Source organism: Agromyces cucurbitae (assembly GCF_058349945.1).
In genome coordinates, this window is the sequence record NZ_JBYRES010000003.1 from 444,351 (window position 1) to 465,598 (window position 21,248).

The window sequence follows — 21,248 nt, forward strand, 5'->3', positions numbered from 1 at the left end:
CGCCCGGCCGATCGCGTCAGGGCGCGCTCGGACCGCGCCCGTCGGCACGGCCCTCGGGGCCGTCGCCGCGGCGGCGCAGGTATCGCTCGAACTCCTGCGCGATCGCCTCGCCGCTCGCCTCCGGGGCGTCGACCGCGTCGCGCGCCTGCTCGAGCTGGGCGATGTACCCGGCCATCTCGTCGTCGTCGGCGGCGAGCGCGTCGACACCCGCCTCCCACGCCTGGGCCTCGGCCTCGAGCGTGCCGCGGGGGATCGACAGCCCGGTCAGCTCCTCGAGCTTGCCGAGCAGCGCGAGCACGGCCTTCGGCGACGGCGCGTTGTGCACGTAGTGCGGCACCGACGCCCACAGCGAGACCGTGGGGATGCCGAGGCGCTCCGCCCGGTCGGCGAGCACGCTGAGGATGCCGACCGGCCCCTCGTAGGTCGAGCGCTCGACGCCGAGCGCCTCGCGGACCTCGGGGTTCTCGCTCGACGCGAACACCGTGAGCGGGCGCGTGTGCGGGGCGTCGGCGAGCATCGCCCCGAGCAGCACCATGCCGTCGACGTCGGCTGCCAGGGCGGCGTCGATGAGCTCGGCGGCGAACGCCTTCCAGCTGCGGGCGGGTTCGGCGCCCATGAGCACGTGCAGGCCGGATGCCCCGGGGCCAGTGACCGGCTCGTCGGCGTCGCCCGGCCCGCTGGGGCCGAGGATGGCGGCTCCCGGCCATTCGAGCCGGCGGACGCCGTCGTCGCCGGCGACGACCGTCGGCCGGGTGAACTGGTAGTCGAAGTAGAGCTCGGGATCGACGGCGGCGATCTCGACGAGGCCGAGTCGGTCGACGAGGAGCTTCGCCGCCCCGGTCGCCGCCTCGCCGGCGTCGTTCCACCCCTCGAAGGCGACGACGAGCAGCCTCTTGCCCTCGAATCCGGCCGGCTGAATCACTCCGCGTGCCCCGCTTCCCGCCCCGGACGCCCGGGGTCCTCTCCACAATAGGCCGTGCCCGTAGACTTGGGGGTTGTGACCGCACGCCTGCCTGCCGCCGTCCTCTGGGACATGGACGGAACCCTCGTCGACACCGAACGCTACTGGATGGCCGCCGAGGAGGAGCTCGTCGAGGCGTTCGGCGGCGGCTGGACCCACGAGGACGCGCTCGCGCTCGTCGGCAGCGGCCTCTGGGAGTCGGCCAAGGTCTTCCAGGCGAAGGGCGTCGACCTCGACGCCGACACGATCGTGAACCGCCTGACCGATCGGGTCGCCGAGATGCTCGCCGAGCACGGCGTGCCGTGGCGGCCCGGCGCCCGCGAGCTGCTCCTCGCGCTCCGCGAGGCATCCGTGCCCACCGCCCTCGTGACCATGTCGCTGCGCTCGATGGCCGACGAGATCATCTCGGCCATGCCCTTCACCGCGTTCGACGCGATCGTGACGGGCGACTCGGTCGAGCACGCCAAGCCGCACCCGCAGCCGTACCTGCAGGCCGCGGCGGAGCTCGGCGTCGACATCGCCGACTGCGTCGCCTTCGAGGACTCGCCCACGGGCCTCACGAGCGCCTACGACGCCGGCGCGATCGCGGTCGGCGTCCCGAACATCCTCGCGCTCGACGCCGTGCCCTCGACGGTGCTCTGGCCGACGCTCGAGGGCATGACCGTCGCCGACGTCGCCGCGCTCGTCGGCGAGAAGGAGACCGCACGATGAACACGAGCCGAGGCGAGCAGAGCGGCCCCTTCCGGGTCGGCGACCGCGTGCAGCTGACCGGGCCGAAGGGGCGGATGCACACGATCACCCTCGAGCCGGGCAAGCTGTTCCACTCGCACAAGGGGCCCATCGCGCACGACGACCTGATCGGCCTGCCCGACGGATCGGTCGTCGCGAACCAGGTCGGCATCGAGTACCTCGCGCTCCGGCCGCTGCTCAGCGACTTCGTCATGTCGATGCCGCGGGGCGCCGCGATCGTCTACCCGAAGGATGCGGCGCAGATCCTCGCCCAAGCCGACATCTTCCCGGGCGCGACCGTCGTCGAGGCGGGCGTCGGCTCGGGCGCACTCTCGCTCTGGCTGCTGCGCGCGATCGGCGAGCACGGTCGCCTGCACTCCTTCGAGCGGCGCGAGGAGTTCGCCGACGTGGCCCGCGGCAACGTCGCGACCTTCCACGGCGCCGTGCCCGAGAACTGGTCGATCACGCTCGGCGACCTCGCCGAGGTGCTGCCCGAGACGGTGGCGCCCGCGAGCGTCGACCGGGTCGTGCTCGACATGCTCGCTCCGTGGGAGTGCATCGACGAGGTGTCCCGCGCGCTGAAGCCCGGCGGCGTCGTGCTCTGCTACATCGCCACGGTGACGCAGCTGTCGCGCGTCGCCGAGGCAATCCGCGCCACGGGCCACTACACCGAGCCGCAGTCGTCGGAGACGATGGTGCGCGGCTGGCACGTGCAGGGTCTCGCGGTGCGCCCCGACCACCGCATGATCGCCCACACGGGCTTCCTCATCACCGCCCGACGGCTCGCGCCCGACACCGTGCTCCCCGAGCTCAAGCGACGTCCGTCGAAGACCGAGTTCAGCGACGAGGACGTCGAGGCGTGGACGCCCGGTGCCCTCGGTGAGCGCCAGGTGAGCCCGAAGGCGCTGCGCAAGCGCGTTCGCGCCGCCGACACGGCCGCGCGCAAGTCCGCCGGCGCCGACGAGGTCGGCGGGGCCGACGCCGCAGGGCAGGAGGCTCCCGTCTCGGACGGGTAGGCTTTCAACGCCGCTCAGCGACCACCCCAGATGCGACCCCTGAAGAATCGAGGATCTGTGCGCTCGTCTCTCGCGCTCATCGCCACGGCCGGACTCGTCGCCGTCGTGCTCTCCGGCTGCGCCGCCCAGGCCCCTGCGCCCGAGGCGGAGCCGGGCAACTCGTCGTCGACGATCGACGTGACGGGCGACTTCGGCGAGACGCCGGAGGTCGAGTTCCCGACGCCGCTGACTCCCGAAGAGACCGAGTGCAGCGTGGTCATCGAGGGGGAGGGCCCGTTGATCCAGGCAGGACAGCCCGTCGCGATCGGCTTCGCGATGTACAACGGTGCGACCGGAGATCTCCTGCAGTCGAACGGGTTCGGCGAGCAGCCGACGACTCCGGTCGTGGCTTCGAAGTCGGCAGTCTTCCCCGGTCTGGCGAAGGGCCTCACGTGCGCTCGAGAAGGGTCGCGCGTCGCCATCGTCATGCCGCAGAAGGACGGATTCGGTGAGAGCCCCGACGCGCTGCAGCTCGGACTCAACCCAGGTGACAGCCTCGTCTTCGTCGTCGATGTGCACGACGCGTACCCCTCGCGCGCCGACGGTGCGCCACAGCTGACCCGCGACGGCTTCCCTGCAGTGGTGCTCGCGCCCGACGGCCGCCCCGGAATCACGGTACCGAAAGCCGATCCGCCGAAGCAGTCCGAGGTCGAACTCCTCAAGGCCGGATCGGGCAAGGCCGTCGAGGACGGCGACCAGGTCGTGGTGCAGTTCACCGCGGTCGACTGGGACACGAACAAGGTCGCCGCCTCGACGTGGGAGGACGGTTCGCCGACCGGTGTCGTCGCCGGTGAGGGAGGCCAGGGCGGCGCGCTTCCCCCCACCGTCACGAAGGCCCTCGTCGGCAAGAGGGCGGGCTCGCAGATCGGCGTGATCGCTGTGCCCGAGAGCGGCGACGCGAGCGGTTCCGCGCAGTTCTACGTCGTCGACGTCCTCGGCGTCCTCTGAGTCGTCCGCCGACCCGCCGCCGGCGCCCGAGGGGCGCCGGCGGTTCAGTATGATCGCTCGTGTGGCCGGAACAGAACCCAGTGGTGCAGCGAAGGTTCCGGTCGAAGACCGGTTGTTCAGCCTCGTCCTCGCACTCGTCGCGACCGAGACCGGCCTGCTGAAGTCCGAGATCCTCTCGACCGTGCGCGGCTATGCCGAGCGCTACGACTCGACGGGTTCGAACGCGAACCTCGAGCGCCAGTTCGAGCGCGACAAAGACGAGATCCGCGACCTCGGCATCCCGCTCGAGACGGTCGAGTCGCCCGATCGGCCCGGTGACAACCAGTCGCTGCGCTACCGCATCCCGAAGGGCCAGTACGAACTGCCCGAGGCGGTCAGGTTCAGCCCCGACGAGCTCGCGCTGCTCGGCCTCGCCGCCGAGGTCTGGCGCGAGGCATCCGTCTCGGCCGATTCGCAGCGGGCGCTCACGAAGCTGCGCTCGCTCGGCATCGAGCCGCGCGACCCCGTCATCGGCTATGCGCCGCGCCTGCGCGTCCGCGACGCCGCGTTCGAGCCCCTCCGCCAGGCGCTCGACCGCCGACAGACCGTCCGGTTCCGCTACTTCAAGCCGGGCGAGCGGGAGCCGCGACTGCGCACGGTCGATCCGCTCGCCGTCGTCCTGCACGAGGGCCGGTGGCACCTGCACGCGCGCGACCGCGCGGTCGACGAGCCCCGCACGTTCCTGCTGTCGCGCATCGTCGGCGAGGTCGAACCCGTCCCGGGCGCCACGTTCGACGCCCCGCCGCCCGGCATCCAGGACCGGGTGATCGCGGAGCTCGACGCGCTCCGGCTCGCGAACGTCGCCGACCTCGCGGTCAGCGCCGGCAGCGATGCCGAGGTCCGCCTCGGAAAGCGCGCCGTCGAGGGCGACGAAGACGCGGGGGTCATCCGCCTGCACTACACCGACGAGGCCGTGCTCGCCGACGAACTCGCCGCCTACGGCCCCGAGGTCCGCGTGCTCGCCCCCGAGACGCTGCGGACCGCCGTGCGCGACCGCCTCCGCGTCGTCGCCGAGGCGCACCGCGAGGGAGCCGCCCGATGAACGAACCGCGCCGCAAGCCGCAGAAGGCCTCCGACAAGCTCGTCTTCCTGCTGTCCCTCGTGCCGTACCTGCTCGAGCAGCAGGTCGTCGACGTGCCCGTCGCGGCCGCGCACTTCGGCGTCACCGACGATGAGATCCGCGACGCCGTGCGCCTCATCGCGACGTCGGGCCTCCCGGGCGCCACGGGCACCTATCAGCCGAACGACCTGTTCGACATCGACTGGGACTCGTTCGAGGACGAGGACGTCATCGTGATCGTGCACCACGTCGCGATCGACGACGCCCCGCGGTTGTCGGCGCGCGAGGCCGCCGCACTCATCGCAGGGCTCCAGTACCTGTCGGCCCTGCCCGAGAACGCCGGCAGTGCGTCGCTCGGCGCGCTCATGCAGAAGCTCACGGCGGGCGCCTCGGCGGCGCCCAGCCGCATCGCGGTCGCCGAGTCCGGCAGCGACGCCGCCTCGCTCGCGGTCATCCGCGAGGCGGTCGCGGGCGGGCGCCAGCTCGAGTTCGACTATCGCAACGCGGTGGGCGTCGCCGGTCGCCGTCGCGTCGATCCGCTGCGCATCCTCTCGCAAGACGCCGACTGGTACCTGCAGGCGTACTGCCACACGCGCGAAGACGTGCGCAACTTCCGCGTCGACCGCATGAGCGACCTCGTCGTCTCCGAGCTGCCGATCGGCGAGCACGCCGAGACCGTGGTCCCCGACACGCTGTTCCAGGGATCGGAGAGCGACTTCGACGTCGTGGTCGACGCGCTGCCCGAGGCGTTGCCCCTCCTGGCCGACTATCTCGCCGACTCGAAGACCGAAGAGGTCGACGGCCGGCTCAGGGTCACCCTCCGCCTCGCGCACGTGCACGGGCTCAAGCGGCTCGTCGCCGGGCTCCCGGGGCTCGTGACGGTCGTCTCGCCAGCTGAGGCGCGCGCGGCGGTCGCCGGCTGGGCCGACGCGGGCCTCTCCGGCTACGCTGACGACGAGGCATCCGAACGCTGAGTACGGATCCCCGCGCCGAACCCGACGGTTCGTCGGGGCATCCGTCCACAGGCGTGGGCTCGCAGAAACCTCCGGCAGGTAGACTGTCGCCAACATCCCCCGAGAAACGGACGAAAACCTATGTGGCAAGGCTTCACCGGTTGGCACGCGCTGATCATCCTCGTGGTCATCCTGCTGCTGTTCGGCGCCCCCAAGCTTCCGGCCCTCGCCCGTAGCCTCGGGCAGTCGATGAAGATCCTGAAGACCGAGGTGCGCAGCGACAAGGGCGACGGCGACGCGGCCGCCGCCGGTGACGAGACGCCGAAGTCCGAAGAGTCGGATTCCGGCAAGAGCGCCTGACACAGATGACCGCGGTGAAAGATCGCGGGGAGAAGAACCGCGAGAAGCGGATGTCTCTGGCCGCGCACCTCATCGAGTTGCGCAAGCGCCTCTTCATCTCGGCGATCGCGATCGTCGTCGGCATGGTCGCCGGCTGGATCCTGACCGACCTCTACGTCTGGGACGCGATCCAGCAGCCGGTCGTGCGGGTCGCCGAGGCGCAGGGGCACAGCGCTGAGACCGCGATCGTCTTCCCGACGATCTCGAGCGCCTTCGACCTCCGCCTGCAGATCGCGTTCACGCTGGGCCTCGTGATCTCGAGCCCGGTCTGGCTGTACCAGATCTTCGCGTTCCTCGTGCCCGGCCTGAACCAGAAAGAACGCCGCTTCACGCTCGCCTTCTTCGCGACCGCCATCCCGTTGTTCTTCGCCGGCTGCGCGGCCGGCTGGTTCGTGCTGCCGAACATCGTGAAGCTCATGACGAGCTTCGTGCCCGAAGGCGCGATGTCGCTGCTGACGGCCAAGGAGTACATCGACTTCGTGCTGAAGCTCGTGATCGCGATCGGCATCGCCTTCGTGGTGCCGGTGTTCATCGTGCTGCTGAACTTCGCCGGCGTCATCAGCGCCGCCGCGATCATCAAGTCGTGGCGGGTGGCGATCCTCGTGATCGTGCTCTTCACTGCGGTCGCCACCCCGTCGGCCGACATCGTCTCGATGTTCATGCTCGCCATCCCGATGATCGTGCTGTACTTCGCCGCCTGGTTCATCGCCAACCTGCACGACAAGCGCGTCGCCCGTCGCAACCTCGCCGAGTTCGGAGAGTCCGTCTAGGCCACGTCGCTGTCTAGGCTGGGGGAGTGATGAGCCTCTCGCCGGCCGAACGCTACGCGCAGTCCCGCCGCCAACGACGACAGCCTCGGCTCGCCGAGTTCGCCGCCTCGATGCGCTTCGACCTCGATCCCTTCCAGACGGCCGCCTGCTCGGCGCTCGACGAGGGGCGCAGCGTGCTCGTGGCCGCCCCGACGGGCGCCGGCAAGACGGTCGTCGCCGAGTTCGCGGTGCACCTCGCCATGCAGGAGCAGGGCGCGAAGGTCTTCTACACGACGCCCATCAAGGCGCTCTCGAACCAGAAGTACCAGGAGTTCGCCGACACCTGGGGCGCCGACCAGGTCGGCCTCCTGACGGGCGACACGAACGTCAACTCGGGCGCGCGCATCGTCGTCATGACGACCGAGGTGCTGCGCAACATGCTCTACGCCGACTCGCCGCTGCTCGACCGCCTCGCCTACGTCGTGATGGACGAGGTGCACTACCTCGCCGACCGGTTCCGCGGCGCGGTCTGGGAAGAGGTGATCATCCACCTGCCCGAGGCGGTGCGCCTCGTCTCCCTGAGCGCGACCGTGTCGAACGCCGAGGAGTTCGGCGACTGGCTGCAGGCCGTCCGCGGCGACACCGAGGTGATCGTCTCCGAAGACCGCCCGGTACCGCTCGAGCAGCACGTGCTCGTGAAGTCGAAGCTCGTCGACCTGTTCGACTCGTCGGGGCAGGCGGCGACCCACCGGGTGAACCCCGAGCTCAAGCAACTCGCCCGCGCCGGCGGCCGTTCGATCGGGTCGCGCTCGTCGCGGGGGCGGCGCGGCGGCGACCGAGGGCGCTTCCACCAGGCCGAGAAGGGCGGCGGCCGCCTCGAACGTTCGGAGGTCGTGGCGCTCCTGCAGGGCAAGAACCTGCTGCCCGCGATCGTCTTCATCTTCTCGCGCGCGGGCTGCGACCAGGCGGTCCGGCAGGTCCTCCGCAGCGGCATCCGGCTCACCGAGAGCCACGAACGCGCCGAGATCCGGGCGATCGTCGAAGAGCGGGCGAGGATGCTCCGCGACGAGGATCTCGCAGTGCTGGGCTACTGGGAGTGGCTCGAGGGCCTCGAGCGCGGCGTCGCGGCCCATCATGCGGGCATGCTGCCGGCGTTCAAGGAGATCGTCGAGGAGCTCTTCCAGAAGAAACTGCTGCGGGTGGTGTTCGCGACCGAGACGCTCGCGCTCGGCGTCAACATGCCGGCGCGCTCGGTCGTGCTCGAGAAGCTCGACAAGTTCAACGGCGAGGCACGCGTGCCGATCACGCCGGGGGAGTACACCCAGCTCACCGGCCGTGCCGGCCGGCGCGGCATCGACATCGAGGGGCACTCGGTCATCCAGTGGGTCGACGGCCTCGACCCCGAGTCGGTCGCCGCCCTCGCCTCGCGCCGCAGCTATCCGCTGAACTCGAGCTTCCGCCCGACGTACAACATGGCGGTCAACCTGATCGACCAGTTCGGTCGCGACCGCACGCGCCAGATCCTCGAGCTCTCGTTCGCGCAGTTCCAGGCCGACCGCGCGGTCGTCGACCTCGCCCGCACCCTCCGCAAGCAGGAGGAGTCGATGTCCGGCTACGAGGAGGCGATGCGCTGCCACCTCGGCGACTTCGCCGAGTACGCGGGCATCCGGCGCGAGATCGGTCGGCTCGAGCGGCAGTCCTCGAAGGGCAATCCGACCCATGCCGAGCGCGAGCGCCTGCAGCGCGAGCTCGGTGCCGCGCGCAAGCGACTGCGCGCGCACCCCTGCCACGGATGCGCCGAGCGCGAGTCGCACGCGCGCTGGGCCGAGCGCTGGTGGCGGCTGAAGCAGGAACACGACGACCTCTCCCGCCAGATCCGCAGCAGGACCGGCCAGGTCGCGAAGCGGTTCGACCGCGTCTCCGACGTGCTCTCCGAGCTCGGCTACCTCGAGGTCGATCCGCGCGGCCGACTCGTTTCGACGCACGCCGGGCGCGTCCTCAAGCGCATCTACGGCGAACGCGACCTGCTCGTGGCGGAGTGCCTCCGCCGAGGGCTGTGGGACGAGCTCGACGTTCCCGGCATCGCCGCCATGGCCGCATCCCTCGTGTACGAACCGCGACGCGACGATCGCGGCGTCGAGTACCGGTTGCCGCGGCGCGGCTTCCGCGAGGCCTTCGACCGGACGCTCGACGTCTGGAGCGCGCTCGACGACCTCGAACGCGATCATCGCCTGCCGTCGAGCGAGCAGCCCTCACCGGCGCTCGCGTCGGCGATGCACCTGTGGGCGCGCGGCAGCGGGCTCGGCAGCGTGCTCGAGGACACCGAGCTCGCCGCCGGCGACTTCGTGCGACTGACGAAGCAGGTGATCGACCTCCTCGACCAGATCTCGATCGTCGCCGAGGCGGAGCTCGCGGCGACGGCGCGCGCCGCCATCGATGCCGTGCGCCGTGGTGTCGTCGCGTACGGCGCCGTCGCCTGAGCTCGGTCGCCTAGGCTGATCTGGTGCCATCGACCCCCGCGCGCCGCCGTCTCCTGCCGCTGCCGTTGTGGGCGGCCGTCGTCGTCTCGGCCGCGGGCGGCCTCGTCTACGACCTCGGCTTCCCCGACGTCTCGGCATGGCCGCTCGCCTTCGTCGGCATCGCGCTCGCGCTCCTGCCGCTGATCGGTCGTCGCGCCTGGAGCGCGGCGCTCGTCGGGTTCGTGTTCGGCCTCGCGTTCTACCTGCAGCACGTGTCGTGGACCTCGCTCTACCTCGGCCCGATCCCGTGGCTCGCCCTGTCGGTCTTCGAATCGTTCTTCATGGCAGGAGGCGCGGTGCTCATCGCACTGGCGTACCGCTGGGTGCCCCGGGCGAGCGCCTCCCGCTGGGTGCGGCTGGTGTGGCTCCCGCTGCTCGTCGCCGGGCTCTGGATCGTCCGCGAGACGGCCGCAGGCACCATGCCGTACGGCGGATTCCCGTGGGGGCGCGCCGCGCTCAGCCAGTCGGAGAGTCCCTTCGCCGAGGCGGTGGCGTGGGTCGGTTCGACGGGCCTCGGCTTCGTCATGGTCGCGATCGTCGCGGGCATCATCGAATGGGTGCGCCTGCGCGGCTGGCGAGATCTCCGGACGGCGCTCCCCGTCGTCGCCGCGACGATCGCTGCGGTGCTCGTGCCCGCCTTCCCCACGACGCCCGCGGGCGAGCTCACGGTCGCGAGCGTGCAGGGCAACGGCCCCTCCGGCTACTTCGACGAGCGCGAACCCGGCGACGTGCTCTCGGCGCAGCTCGCGGCCACCGAACCCGTGCTCGAGGAGCCGGGCATCGACGTGCTGCTGTGGCCCGAAGGCGGGTCCGACATCGATCCCACGCGCAGCGACGCGGCCGCGGGCATCTTCGACACGCTCGGCGAACGCCTGGACGCGCCGATCGTGCTCAACACGGTCACGACACGCGACGACGAGTACTTCAACACGTCGCTGCTGTGGCGAGCCGGTGAGGGCGCCGTCGACAGCTACGACAAGCGTCACCCCGTGCCGTTCGGCGAGTACATCCCCGATCGGTGGTTCTACGACGCGATCGTGCCCGACCTGACCGGGCTCGTCCAGCGCGGGTACTCACCCGGCGTGAACTCTCCGGTGTTCGACCTGGGCGACGCCGTCGCCGGACTCGCGATCTGCTTCGACGTCATCTACGACGACGTGATCTGGCAGGGTGCTCGCGAGGGCGCCGAGCTGTACATGTTCCAGACGAACAACGCCGACTTCCGGGGCACCGACGAGAACCAGCAGCAGCTGGCGATCGCGCGCCTGCGGGCGATCGAGACCGGCCGGTCGGTCGTGAACATCTCGACCGTCGGCACGAGCCAGGTGATCGACCCGTCGGGGCGCACCGTCGATTCGCTGCCCGCTTACGAGGCGGGGGCGATGGTCACCGACGTCGAGCTCAGGCACGGGCTCACGCCGTCGGTCGTGCTCGGTTCGTGGGTCGCGATCGTCATCGTGTTCGGGTCGATCGCGGGGCTCGTCGCCGCGGGCGTCCTCGCGCGCCAACGCTCGACTGGCGGCCCGAGGGAGGACGACGAAAGGGCCGACCCGACGGTCGACCCTGACGAAGAAGCACTGGAAGGCTAGGCGCCGACCTTCTGGCCGCGACGGGCGCGCAGGTACTGGAGGCGCTCCTCGAGCAGCTCTTCGAGCTCGGGGATGGTGCGGCGCTCGAGCAGCATGTCCCAGTGGGTGCGGGCGACCTTCTCGCCCGAGCGGTCGATCTCGACCGGCTTCGAGTCGACGAGCAGCACGGCAGACGCGCCGCAGTGACGGCACTCCCACGTCTCGGGGATCTCGGCCTCGGTCGAGAACACCATCGTCGTGTCCCGGCCGCAGGTCTCGCACTTGTACGTGTACTCGGCGCGGTCGGCGAACACCACGCCGTCTTCGCTCTGCAGGCTCTGCGCACCGATCCGCATGCCCCGAAGGCTCCGATCCGCCATGGCGTTCTCCTCTCGATCGTCTGACAGTCTCAACGATCAAGCTGGACGTTCCCTTTCCGAAGCCTGAAGTTTCGCGGGGAATTCTCAGGTTCGGTCGGCGATCACCCGGAGGGCGACATCCGCCCGGTCGGTCACGAGCCCGTCGACGCCGAGGTCGAGGAGTCGCGTCATGTCGCCGGGGTCGTTGACCGTCCAGACGTGGACCTCGGCACCGAGCGCATGAGCGGTGTCGAGGAGCGGCCGGGTGACGAGCCGGAGCGGCCCCGTCCGCTCGGGGATCTGGAGCGCCCGCGCACCGCGAAGGGCCTGCGCGGCGAGCCCGCGGGAGTGCACGAACGACGCGAGCCTGAATGCGAGCACACCGGTGGCGCCGACCGAGCCGACCGTGTCGGGCAGGAGGCGCGCGATCCGACGACGGCGGCGATCGGAGAAGCTCGTGACGAGTACGCGCGCAGCCGATCGCGTGCGCGTGATGGCCGCAACCGTCGGATCGACGGCGCGCTCGTCTTTCACGTCGATGTTGAACCGGGCGTCGGGAAAGGCGTCGAGCGCCTCTTCGAGCGAGGGCAGCCCCTGTCCGTGGCCGAGGTCGATGCGGCGCAGCTCAGCCATCGTGAGCTGCGAGACCGCGACGTCGCGCCCGGCGACGCGTGCGAGTGATTCGTCGTGCGCGATCACCGAGTCGCCGTCGTGCGAGGTGCGCACGTCGGTCTCGAGATAATGGGCTCCCGCCGCGATCGCCTTCGCGAAGGCGAGCAGGGTGTTCTCGGGGGCGTCGAGCGCGAGCCCCCGGTGCGCCAGCACACGGGGGCCCGGGATGTCGAAGTACGTCGAGGCCACGTGGTTCAGGCCTGCGGGTACTGCGGATACTGCCCAGACGGGGATCGGGGCGCGTCGGCCGTGGGTGCCGCCGGCTGCGTCGCGCCCGGCACAGGCGCCGCCCCGGGGGCCGGGGGAGTGAACGCACGACCGATGCCCTTGAGCGCCTCGGTGAGCTCGCTCGGAATCACCCAGAGTTTGTTGGCGTCGCCCTGCGCGAGCTGGGGCAGCATCTGGAGGTATTGGTAGCCGAGCAGCTTCGGGTCGGGGTCGCCCTTGTGGATGGCGTCGAAGACCGTGAGGATGGCCTCGGCCTCGCCCTGCGCCCGCAGCACGGCGGCCTTCGCGTCACCCTCGGCCTGGAGGATCGCCGCCTGCCGCTCGCCCTCGGCCGTGAGGATCGCCGACTGCTTCGTGCCCTCGGCGGTCAGGATGAGTGCACGGCGGTCCCGCTCGGCGCGCATCTGCTTCTCCATCGAGTCCTGGATGGAGATGGGCGGGTCGATCGCCTTGAGCTCGACGCGCGACACGCGGATGCCCCACTTGCCGGTCGCCTCGTCGAGGACGACGCGCAGCTGGCCGTTGATGTTGTCGCGCGAGGTGAGCGCCTCTTCGAGATTGAGCCCGCCGACGACGTTTCGGAGGGTCGTCGTCGTCAGCTGCTCGACCGCACCGAGATAGTTCGCGATCTCGTACGTCGCGGCACGCGCGTCGGTCACCTGGAAGTAGACGACCGTGTCGATCGAGACGACGAGGTTGTCCTCGGTGATGACGGGCTGCGGCGGGAACGAGACGACCTGCTCGCGCATGTCGACGAGCGGGCGCAACCGGTCGATGAACGGCACCAGCAGATTGAGGCCCGGCGTGAGCGTCTTGTGATAGCGGCCGAGCCGCTCCACGATGCCCGCGTATGCCTGCGGGATGATCCTGATCGACCGCGCGATGACGACGATGACGAAGATGACGATCGCGATGACGACGATCGTCACGATGATGCTGGGCACGTCCATTACTCGGTGGTGCTCCTCTCTACCGGCACGACGACCGCCGTCGCGCCATCGATCCCGGTGACGAGCACCCGCTCGCCGACCGGTACGTCGGCCTGCTCGGTCGCGGGGGAGAGGCGCGCCGTCCACGTCTCGCCGTTCTGCAGGCGAACCTGGCCCCCGTTGCCGCCGACCGTCTGCACGACCGTGCCCTCGGCGCCGATGAGTGCGTCGATGTTGCTGCGCGCGGGGTCGCCGCCCCGGCGCAGCGCGCGCAGCAGCGGCGGCCTGAGCACCAGCATGAGCGCCACGGCCACGACCGCCGCGATGATGAACTGCGCCCACCAGGGAATGCCGAACAATCCGGAGAGCAGGCCCGCGACGCTGCCGAGGGCGAGCATCAGGAACGTCATCTCGAGCGTGAAGACCTCGATCGTCGCGAACGCCAGGATCAGCACCAGCCAGACGATCCACGCGTACTGGGTCAGCACATCCAAATCGGGTCTCCTTCGCACGCGGTCGGCTTCCCTCGAAACTAGCAGTGCCCGGCGCGGCATGGGGGAGTTGATAGTCTCGGTTCGGCCGCGCGGGGTCGACCCCGCGGCGCTCAGACCATCGAGGAGCCTCCGTGACCAATCCACTCGCCCCCGGCTCGCTCGCCGGCCGCGTCGCACTCGTGACCGGTTCGTCGCGCGGCATCGGTGCCGACACCGCCCGCTACCTCGCCGAGGCCGGCGCCTCGGTCGTCGTCAACTACCGCAGCAAGGCACCGCGCGCCGACAAGGTGGTCGCCGAGATCACCGCGGCCGGCGGCACCGCGATCGCCGTCGGCGCCGACCTCACCGACCCGGCGTCGGTCGCGGCGATGTTCGAGCGCACCGTCGCCGAACTCGGCCCGATCGACGTGCTCGTGCTGAACGCGTCAGGGGGCATGGAGACGGGCCTCGGCGAGGACTACGCGATGCGGCTCAACCGCGACGCGCAGGTCAACGTCGTCGAGGGCGCGCTGCCGCACCTCGCCGACGGCGCTCGCATCGTCTTCGTCACGAGCCACCAGGCGCACTTCATCCGCACCACCCCGACGATGCCCGAGTACGAGCCTGTCGCCCTCTCGAAGCGCGCCGGTGAAGACGCGCTTCGCGCGAAGCTGCCCGAGTTCGACGCCGCCGGGGTCGAGTTCGTCGTCGTCTCGGGCGACATGATCGAGGGCACGATCACCGCGACGCTCCTCGAGCGCGCCAACCCCGGTGCGATCGACGCCCGCAAACAGGATGCCGGCCGCCTCTACAACGTCGCCGAGTTCGCCGCCGAGGTCGCCTCGGCCGCCGTCGACCCGGTTCCCGCCGACCACACGCGCTACGTCGGCGACATCTCGGGCTTCGCGAGCGAGGGCTGAGCACCGCACGACTCGCGCGACGAAGAAGGCCGGCCCCGGAGCATCCGGGGCCGGCCTTCTTCATGCGCGCAGGGCGCACGAGCAGGTTCAGGCGGTCTTGACGCCCTTGCCGAACGTGAACGCACGCACGATCTGGATGATGCCGAGCACGATCAGGCTGATGCCGATGATCCACCACAGCACGACCACGTAGAGCGGCGAGAACAGCAGCACGATGCCCGCGATGATGCTCAGGATGCCGAAGAAGATCGCCCATCCCTTCGAGGGTGCGTCACCGAGCTGCGCGAGCGCGACGATGCCCTCCACGATCCACAGCACACCGATCAGGATGCCGAGGAAGATGCCGAGCACGACGGCGCTCTCGGTCGGGTTCGAGAGCGCGAAGACGCCGCCGATGATGAAGAGGAGGCCGAGGATGATGTCGAGCGTCCTCGCTCCGCCCGAGATGCCCTTCGAGAAGATGCCGAGGCCGAGGTAGGCGATGCCCGCGATCACGAGGTAGATGCCGAGGATGACCGTGAGCACGACGGCCGAGTCCTTCGGCCAGAAGGTGATCAGCAGGCCCACGATGAGCGCGACGGCACCGCTGATGCCGAGCGTCGTGCGGACCGTGTTGATCGCCGACTTCGACAACTCCTCGGCGTCGAGCGAGAACGTGGCGAAGAACCCGGATGGCTGCGGTGAAGACATGACCTGTCCTTTCAGGGGGTGAACCGTGCCCGCCAAGGCTATTGCCGAAGAGTGTCTGGGTATCGGATGTGAACCCGCGCGTCGCGATGCGACGAACCGGGGCGGTGGCGTAGCGGTTCGGTCACGAATCGAGAAGCGGCGGCCGGGATGCCGCGGCTAGCGTGACCCGCATGTGCCTCATCGTCCGCGCCCGTGACAATCTAGACCACATGGCCACCGAGAAGAACGCGCCGAACCCCGCCGACCGCCACGAACGGATCAGTGTGCGCGGTGCCCGTGAGAACAACCTCAAGAACGTCGACGTCGACCTGCCGAAGCGCCGGCTGACCGTGTTCACGGGCGTCTCGGGGTCGGGCAAGAGCTCGCTCGTCTTCGACACGATCGCGGCGGAATCGCGCCGCCTGATCGACGAGACCTACAGCGCGTTCGTGCAGGGATTCATGCCCTCAGTACCCCGGCCCGACGTCGACGTGCTCGAGGGGCTGACCACAGCCATCCTCGTCGACCAGGAGCGCCTCGGCGCCAACCCGCGCTCGACGGTCGGCACCGTGACCGACGCGAACGCGATGCTGCGCATCCTGTTCTCGAAGCTCGGCGATCCCTACATCGGCGGGCCGACCGCGTTCTCGTTCAACATCCCGACGCAGCGCGCGAGCGGCGTGATGACGGGTCCCGGCGGCGAGAAGAAGATCGTCAAGGACGCGATCTACCTCGGCGGCATGTGCCCGCGCTGCGAGGGTCGCGGCTCGGTCTCCGACCTCGACCTCTCGCAGATCGTCGACGAGTCGAAGTCGCTCGACGAAGGCGCCATCATGGTGCCCGGCTACACCGCCGACGGGTGGATGGTGAAGGGTTTCTCGCAGTCGGGGTTCTATCCCGCCGACAAGCCGATCTCCCAGTTCACCGAGAAGCAGCGGCACCTCTTCCTCTACGGCGAGGTCACCAAGGTCAAGATCAGCGGCATCAACATGACCTACGAGGGGCTCATCCCGAAGATCACGAAGTCGATGCTCTCGAAGGATCTCGACGCGCTGCAGCCGCACATCCGCGCCTTCGTCGAGCGCGTGGCGACCTTCGCGAAGTGCCCCGAGTGCGACGGCACCCGGCTCACCGAGGGCGCGCGATCGTCGAAGATCGACGGCATCAGCATCGCCGACGCCTGCCGCATGCAGGTCACCGACCTCGCCGAGTGGGTGCGCGGGCTCGACAAGCCCGAGGCGGGGCCCCTGCTCGCAGCGCTCGGCGCCAACCTCGACGCCTTCGTCACCCTCGGCCTCGGCTACCTGAGCCTCGAACGTCCCTCGGGCACCCTGTCGGGCGGCGAGGCGCAGCGCATCAAGATGCTGCGGCATCTCGGCTCGTCGCTCACCGACGTGACCTACGTGTTCGACGAGCCCACGATCGGACTGCACCCGCACGACATCCAGCGCATGAACACGCTGCTCCTCCAGTTGCGCGACAAGGGCAACACGGTGCTCGTCGTCGAGCACAAGCCCGAGACGATCGCGATCGGCGACCACGTGGTCGACCTCGGCCCGGGCGCGGGCGGCAACGGCGGCGAGATCTGCTTCGAGGGGACGGTCGACGGGCTGAAGGCCAGCGGCACGCTCACCGGCCGGCACCTCGACGATCGTGCGGCGCTCAAGCCCGACGTGCGTTCGGGGAGCGGGGCGATCGAGGTCCGCGATGCGAGCGCGAACAACCTGGAGGGCGTCGACGTCGACATTCCGCTCGGGGTGCTCACGGTGGTGACGGGCGTCGCGGGCTCCGGCAAGAGCTCGCTCATCCACGGCTCGGTGTCGGGGCGCGACGGCGTCGTCTCGATCGACCAGGGCGCGATCAAGGGTTCGCGCCGCAGCAACCCCGCCACCTACACCGGACTCCTCGAGCCGATCCGCAAGGCGTTCGCGAAGGCGAACGGCGTGAAGCCCGCGCTCTTCAGCGCGAACTCCGAGGGAGCGTGCCCCACCTGCAAGGGGTCGGGCGTCATCATCACCGAGCTCGGGTTCATGGACACGATCGAGACCCCGTGCGAGGACTGCGGCGGCAAGCGGTTCCAGGCGGCCGTGCTCGACTACAAGCTCGGCGGGCTCGATATCACCGAGGTGCTCGATCTGCCCGTCGCACAGGCGCGGGAGTTCTTCTCCGACGGCGAGGCGAAGATCGCCGCCGCGGCGAAGATCCTCGGCCGCCTCGAGGACGTCGGCCTCGGGTACCTCACGCTCGGTCAGCCGCTGTCGACACTCTCCGGCGGCGAGCGACAGCGTGTGAAGCTCGCGATCGCGATGGGGGAGGAGGGCGACGTCTACGTACTGGACGAGCCGACGACGGGACTCCACCTGGCCGACGTCGAGAACCTCCTCGGGCTGCTCGACCGTCTGGTCGACTCGGGCAAGTCGGTGATCGTCATCGAGCACCACCAGGCCGTGATGGCGCACGCCGACTGGATCATCGACCTCGGCCCGGGAGCCGGCCACGACGGCGGTCGCATCGTGTTCGAGGGGACCCCGGCCGAGCTCGTCGCCGCCCGGTCGACCCTGACCGGGCAGCACCTCGCGGAGTACGTGGGCGCCGAGGCATCCTGAATCGGCCGCTCACGTGGCCGAGTTCGGCGGTCGGGTGCCGGCGGATGCCTTTCATCGCGCCACGTGGCGCTGCCCGGACCCCGGGATCAGGCCTTCGCATCAGGACGTCGGTCGAGGTCCTCGAGTTCTCGCCGGATCCGGTCGCGCTGCTCGGGGGCGAATCGTCTGAGCTGCATGGCGCAGACGGCGACGGCGACGGTCGGCGTGCAGTCGAGCAGTTCGGCGACTCGTCGTCGTGCGTCTTCGTCCGACGACGCGCCGGTGATGGCGTCCATGACTTCGACGGAGCGGTGGAATGCGGCGAGCATCGCACGGAGCGTCCCGGCGCGTTCTTCGACCGCGTGCGAGTCGGGCGACGGCGCTGCCGGTGGGCCGAGCGCTCGGCGTGCTCGCCGATCGATCGCCTCGGCAGTCACGACGAGCGGGAGCGGCGCACGAGTGCGCACTCCGAGGTGCACGAGCCACGCGTGCAATTCGTAGCGCCCTGGCCGCATCGTGCTCCAGTCGGTCGACGCGTGCACCCGGGTGCGGACGTACTCGCCCGGGTCGAGTGCGAACGCTGGGTCGGCTCCGCCGACGTGGCCGAACGCGACACCGTGCGGCATCTCGCCGGGGCGGACGAGCACACCGGCGACGTGGAACGCGTCGGCATCGCCCGGCGACCAGCGCGTGCCGGCGGTGTTCACGACGTCGATCGCAACTCGGTCGGGGTCGCGCCCGTCGTCGGTCGCCCCATCCGGAAGCATCGTGGCCGGCCAGCGCAGGGAGAGCGCGTGCGTCGTCTCGTCGGCGGCATCCATGATCCGAGGCTGCCACACACGTCCGACGAGCTTGCGCGGAAATCGTCCACCGCGGGCCCCCGGGAAGTAGCCTTGCGGTCATGACAGCCGACGCTCTCCGCGACGACGCGGAACGCTTCTCCGACCGGCGGCGCGCGTGGGTGCTCGGCGGTTCGTTGCTCCTGGCCTCCACGGTCATCGGGTTCGCGGAGCAGTCGTGGGCGTTCGCCGTTCCCGGGCCCGGGCTCGTCGGCGAGCTCCTCTACGCGCTGGCGATGCTCGTGTTCGCCTTCGGGATCCGTGGTCGGGGGAGCGTCACCGCGCGTCGCCCCCTCGGAACGACGGCGCTCGTGCTCGTCGCGGTCTGGAGCCTCGCCGAGATGGCCGTCTTCGCGTTCGTACCGATCGACTCCGCGAACACGCTTCCGACGATGATTCTCGGCGAGACGCTCTCGCTCGTGAACGCCGTCGTCGTGCTCGTCGCCGTCGTGCAGATCGGACGAGCTGGCGTGATCCCACCGCCATGGAATTGGGCGCCTGCCTGGGCGTTCGCCGGGGTGGCCGTCAGCACGGCGCTCCAGTTCCTCGTGTTCGCCGGCGGCATCGAGTCGCAGCAAGTGCTCTTCGCAGTGGTCGGACTCGACCAGGTCGTCCGGGGCGGTGCGTCGATCTTCCTCGGCGTGCTCGCGATCGTGCTGGCCAATCGACCGGCCCCGACGCGCACGGTGTCGGTCATCGACTCGAGGCGGTGACTCGCCGGAGTCCCTCGACGCGCGGCACGAGCGGGCCGAGGATCCCGTCCACCACGAGAAGGAGTCCACGATGCTTGCTCGAGTTCCGGCTGCGGTGACGACCGCGTTCCTCGCGTCGATTCTGGCGGTGAGCGGCAGCACGGGTGCGATCGCCGCCACGACGTGTGCCGACGCGTTCGCGCAGCTTCAATCCGACGTGACCACAGTGCCCATCGACGGTGTGAAGGCCGACAAGGAGCGTGCGGGGCTGCTGAAGCACGTCGGGGATGCCTCGGCACTCGCGGGCGGCGGCAAGAACGACGACGCCCTGGTCAAGCTGACGAACCTGCAGCCGAAGATCGACGATCTCGCGGCAGCGGGACGGGTCAGTGCTGAGTCGGCATCATCGCTCGCGACGGACACCGCCGCCGTGGCCCGATGCCTGTCGGTGGTCGGATTCGAGTGAGTTGACGGCCTCGGGCTCATCGGCCGGTCGCCCGGCGAAATTTCGCTTCGCGCCCGAGCCCCGTTCACCGGGGGAGTGCCACCGCGAGGCCCACACCGTGAGCGCGACGCTGAGCGTGATGACGAGCACGCCGAGCGGGACGTGCATCGCGACCAACGAACGGAAGCCGGCGAACGCCTGCAGCGACATGAGTGCGAGCAGGCCGACCGTAGCGACGATCGGCCAGCGAGGTGCATGGCTCAGCGCGCTGGCGAGGATGGCGGCGATGATGGCCACCATGAGGACGATGCCCGCCACCGTCGCCGTCTCGCGGTGCAGGTCGAAGGCCAGGCGCACTCCGCCCATGAAGAGGCCCGCCAGCACGGCCTGCCCGAACAGCAGGGCGGAGGTGAGCACGAGTGAGAGCCGGAGCAGCGTCATGGGCCAACGGCGCCCATTCGCGTGATCGTCGAGCATCGACATATCCGGATCGTAGCAAATAGCTCCAATTGAATCTATTGCAAATGGATCTATCTTGGGGGAGACTCGAACCATGAGCACCCCGGAGGAGCGCGCCGCCATCGAGGTGGGAGTGCTGTTCCACCAGGTGTATACGGCGGCCGCGCAGCGGCTGAACGTGGCGCTGCAACCACTCAGCCTCACGACCCGGCACGCGTCGGTCATGTTCATGATCAGGGACGGCGTGCAGACGCAGCGCGACCTCGTTGCGCGACTCAATACCGACAAGACCGGCATGGTGCGCACGGTCGACGAACTCGACCGACTCGGATTGCTCGTCAGGATGCCGTCCGCGACGGATCGTCGCGTATCGATCCTCAGCCTGACGAGCGATGGCGAACACGCCCTGAAGGCGGTCCAGGAGCGCACGAGCGCCGTCGCAGGTGAACTGTTCGCGTCGGTCGATGCCGTCGAACTCGACGGGCTGAAGTCAGTGCTCGCGCGCATGCTCACCGGGCTTGGATCACCAGCGGTGAGCACCCGCGAATCGTCGTCCGAGTAAGTCGTCCACGAGCTGGGTCGCTGCCGTACGCAATGCGCCGATAATGCACATTATGTCGGAACATACGGTGAGCACGTGCATCGATGTCGGGCACCGTCAGTGCCCTTTCTCACCGGAGATCGGATCCGAGACAGACTCGTGGCTCGTGTGGCCGATCTACGCGATCGGCTTCGCCCAGATCGTATTCGGATCAAGCCTTCTCATCTGGTCCCACCCGATCTTCAAGCGGCTTCGAGTCAAGTTCGATGAGAGCGGCGCTGACCTTCGCAGATGGATGGTTGTCGTGGTGGGCTCCGTCGGGCTCGGAATGGGGTTGCTTCTACTGTTTGTCGCCGCCTCACTCACTTGACGGGCGGCGTCCAAAAGCCGGTCCCCCGGCAGCCTCGAGCGGAGCACAACGCCTGGCAGCACCCCGTTTCGATTCCCGTGAGACCTC

At 69.8% G+C, this 21,248-nt stretch carries 22 protein-coding genes; 14 read left to right on the forward strand and 8 right to left on the reverse strand.

Annotated features, from left to right (window positions below):
• Positions 1 to 16: 16 nt before the first annotated feature.
• Positions 17 to 922, reverse strand: coding sequence for a PAC2 family protein (locus AC3RJ6_RS13305; protein WP_491427548.1), 906 nt, complete (start codon positions 920 to 922; stop codon positions 17 to 19).
• Positions 923 to 997: 75 nt separating this feature from the next.
• Between AC3RJ6_RS13305 and AC3RJ6_RS13310 the strand changes: the two genes are divergently transcribed.
• From AC3RJ6_RS13310 to lnt, 9 genes are all read left to right on the forward strand, one after another.
• Positions 998 to 1,672 carry an HAD family hydrolase gene (locus AC3RJ6_RS13310; RefSeq protein ID WP_491427549.1) on the forward strand — a complete coding sequence of 225 codons (675 nt, stop codon included), beginning with the start codon at positions 998 to 1,000 and terminating at the stop codon, positions 1,670 to 1,672.
• Entirely contained in the window at positions 1,669 to 2,706 is a 1,038-nt protein-coding gene (locus AC3RJ6_RS13315) for a tRNA (adenine-N1)-methyltransferase (RefSeq protein WP_491427550.1), read from the forward strand. Before AC3RJ6_RS13310 ends, AC3RJ6_RS13315 begins: the two co-directional genes overlap by 4 nt.
• 57 nt (positions 2,707 to 2,763) lie before the next feature.
• Positions 2,764 to 3,693, forward strand: a complete 930-nt coding sequence (locus AC3RJ6_RS13320; RefSeq protein ID WP_491427551.1) for an FKBP-type peptidyl-prolyl cis-trans isomerase — start codon at positions 2,764 to 2,766, stop codon at positions 3,691 to 3,693.
• A gap of 61 nt (positions 3,694 to 3,754) precedes the next feature.
• A complete protein-coding gene (locus AC3RJ6_RS13325; protein ID WP_491427553.1) occupies positions 3,755 to 4,774 on the forward strand; it encodes a helix-turn-helix transcriptional regulator in 1,020 nt (339 codons plus the stop codon).
• Entirely contained in the window at positions 4,771 to 5,766 is a 996-nt protein-coding gene (locus tag AC3RJ6_RS13330; protein ID WP_491427554.1) for a helix-turn-helix transcriptional regulator, read from the forward strand. The genes AC3RJ6_RS13325 and AC3RJ6_RS13330 overlap by 4 nt, the downstream gene beginning before the upstream one ends.
• A gap of 120 nt (positions 5,767 to 5,886) precedes the next feature.
• Positions 5,887 to 6,105 carry a twin-arginine translocase TatA/TatE family subunit gene (gene tatA / locus AC3RJ6_RS13335; protein WP_491427555.1) on the forward strand — a complete coding sequence of 73 codons (219 nt, stop codon included), beginning with the start codon at positions 5,887 to 5,889 and terminating at the stop codon, positions 6,103 to 6,105.
• Between the two features lie 50 nt (positions 6,106 to 6,155).
• Positions 6,156 to 6,914 (forward strand): twin-arginine translocase subunit TatC, encoded by a 759-nt coding sequence (tatC, locus tag AC3RJ6_RS13340; RefSeq protein ID WP_491427556.1) that lies wholly within the window; start codon positions 6,156 to 6,158, stop codon positions 6,912 to 6,914.
• Positions 6,915 to 6,943: 29 nt separating this feature from the next.
• Positions 6,944 to 9,373, forward strand: coding sequence for a DEAD/DEAH box helicase (locus AC3RJ6_RS13345; RefSeq protein ID WP_491427557.1), 2,430 nt, complete (start codon positions 6,944 to 6,946; stop codon positions 9,371 to 9,373).
• Between the two features lie 23 nt (positions 9,374 to 9,396).
• Positions 9,397 to 11,001 (forward strand): apolipoprotein N-acyltransferase, encoded by a 1,605-nt coding sequence (lnt, locus tag AC3RJ6_RS13350; RefSeq protein WP_491427558.1) that lies wholly within the window; start codon positions 9,397 to 9,399, stop codon positions 10,999 to 11,001.
• Here lnt and AC3RJ6_RS13355 read toward each other — a convergent pair.
• The 4 genes from AC3RJ6_RS13355 to AC3RJ6_RS13370 form a co-directional block, all read right to left on the reverse strand.
• Entirely contained in the window at positions 10,998 to 11,360 is a 363-nt protein-coding gene (locus AC3RJ6_RS13355; RefSeq protein WP_491427559.1) for an RNA polymerase-binding protein RbpA, read from the reverse strand. The genes lnt and AC3RJ6_RS13355 overlap by 4 nt on opposite strands.
• An 84-nt stretch (positions 11,361 to 11,444) precedes the next feature.
• Positions 11,445 to 12,200 carry a glycerophosphodiester phosphodiesterase family protein gene (locus AC3RJ6_RS13360; protein ID WP_491427560.1) on the reverse strand — a complete coding sequence of 252 codons (756 nt, stop codon included), beginning with the start codon at positions 12,198 to 12,200 and terminating at the stop codon, positions 11,445 to 11,447.
• 5 nt (positions 12,201 to 12,205) lie between these two features.
• Entirely contained in the window at positions 12,206 to 13,189 is a 984-nt protein-coding gene (locus tag AC3RJ6_RS13365; protein WP_491427562.1) for an SPFH domain-containing protein, read from the reverse strand.
• Entirely contained in the window at positions 13,189 to 13,722 is a 534-nt protein-coding gene (locus tag AC3RJ6_RS13370; RefSeq protein WP_491427563.1) for an NfeD family protein, read from the reverse strand. Before AC3RJ6_RS13370 ends, AC3RJ6_RS13365 begins: the two co-directional genes overlap by 1 nt.
• A 71-nt stretch (positions 13,723 to 13,793) precedes the next feature.
• On the opposite strand from AC3RJ6_RS13370, the gene AC3RJ6_RS13375 reads away from it, so the two are divergent.
• On the forward strand, positions 13,794 to 14,561 hold the full coding sequence (locus tag AC3RJ6_RS13375) for an SDR family oxidoreductase (RefSeq protein WP_491427564.1): 768 nt from the start codon (positions 13,794 to 13,796) through the stop codon (positions 14,559 to 14,561).
• Between the two features lie 87 nt (positions 14,562 to 14,648).
• Here the strand turns inward: AC3RJ6_RS13375 and AC3RJ6_RS13380 are convergent, their stop codons facing one another.
• Positions 14,649 to 15,251, reverse strand: a complete 603-nt coding sequence (locus tag AC3RJ6_RS13380) for an HdeD family acid-resistance protein (protein WP_491427565.1) — start codon at positions 15,249 to 15,251, stop codon at positions 14,649 to 14,651.
• Between the two features lie 209 nt (positions 15,252 to 15,460).
• Here AC3RJ6_RS13380 and AC3RJ6_RS13385 point away from each other — a divergent pair, with 209 nt between their 5' ends.
• Positions 15,461 to 17,836, forward strand: coding sequence for an ATP-binding cassette domain-containing protein (locus AC3RJ6_RS13385; RefSeq protein ID WP_491427566.1), 2,376 nt, complete (start codon positions 15,461 to 15,463; stop codon positions 17,834 to 17,836).
• An 86-nt stretch (positions 17,837 to 17,922) separates the two neighbouring features.
• Here AC3RJ6_RS13385 and AC3RJ6_RS13390 read toward each other — a convergent pair whose 3' ends face one another.
• The gene (locus AC3RJ6_RS13390; RefSeq protein ID WP_491427567.1) at positions 17,923 to 18,636 is read right to left on the reverse strand and encodes a hypothetical protein; all 714 of its coding nucleotides are present in this window, start codon (positions 18,634 to 18,636) and stop codon (positions 17,923 to 17,925) included.
• Between the two features lie 80 nt (positions 18,637 to 18,716).
• On the opposite strand from AC3RJ6_RS13390, the gene AC3RJ6_RS13395 reads away from it, so the two are divergent.
• Positions 18,717 to 19,367, forward strand: a complete 651-nt coding sequence (locus tag AC3RJ6_RS13395; RefSeq protein WP_491427568.1) for a hypothetical protein — start codon at positions 18,717 to 18,719, stop codon at positions 19,365 to 19,367.
• Positions 19,368 to 19,437: 70 nt separating this feature from the next.
• Positions 19,438 to 19,812: a hypothetical protein gene (locus AC3RJ6_RS13400; RefSeq protein WP_491427569.1), complete on the forward strand. Its 375-nt coding sequence runs from the start codon at positions 19,438 to 19,440 to the stop codon at positions 19,810 to 19,812.
• On the opposite strand, the gene AC3RJ6_RS13405 is transcribed toward AC3RJ6_RS13400, so the two are convergent.
• Positions 19,750 to 20,274, reverse strand: a complete 525-nt coding sequence (locus AC3RJ6_RS13405) for a hypothetical protein (RefSeq protein WP_491427570.1) — start codon at positions 20,272 to 20,274, stop codon at positions 19,750 to 19,752. The genes AC3RJ6_RS13400 and AC3RJ6_RS13405 overlap by 63 nt on opposite strands.
• Positions 20,275 to 20,344: 70 nt before the next feature.
• On the opposite strand from AC3RJ6_RS13405, the gene AC3RJ6_RS13410 reads away from it, so the two are divergent.
• Positions 20,345 to 20,812, forward strand: coding sequence for a MarR family winged helix-turn-helix transcriptional regulator (locus tag AC3RJ6_RS13410; protein WP_491427571.1), 468 nt, complete (start codon positions 20,345 to 20,347; stop codon positions 20,810 to 20,812).
• Positions 20,813 to 21,248: the final 436 nt, after the last annotated feature.